This is a genomic window from Pseudomonas sp. LM13 (assembly GCF_041381355.1).
Lineage (GTDB): Bacteria > Pseudomonadota > Gammaproteobacteria > Pseudomonadales > Pseudomonadaceae > Stutzerimonas > Stutzerimonas frequens.
In genome coordinates this window covers 1-230 of the sequence record NZ_JACBXH010000159.1, presented here as the reverse complement: position 1 = coordinate 230, position 230 = coordinate 1, and the positions used below count along the sequence as shown (strand labels likewise).

Sequence of the window (230 nt, the reverse complement as noted above, 5' to 3'; positions counted from 1 at the left end):
CAGTCAACGTGCGCGTAGTGACGGACATTGGAGTCGTACTCTACGTGAGCGGTGTTGATGGTGATACCGCGAGCCTTCTCTTCCGGCGCGCTATCGATCTTGTCGAAGTCGACACGAGCGGAGCCGAAAACCTCGGAGCACACGCGAGTCAGAGCAGCAGTCAGAGTGGTCTTGCCATGGTCGACGTGACCAATGGTGCCGACGTTGACGTGCGGTTTGTTACGTTCGAA

1 protein-coding gene is annotated in these 230 nt (G+C 57.4%); it reads right to left on the bottom strand.

Features of this window, described 5'->3' with window-relative positions; genetic code table 11:
* The coding region (locus tag HZR81_RS23825) for a GTP-binding protein (protein ID WP_500129423.1) at window positions 1-230 on the bottom strand (230 nt) is incomplete at both ends.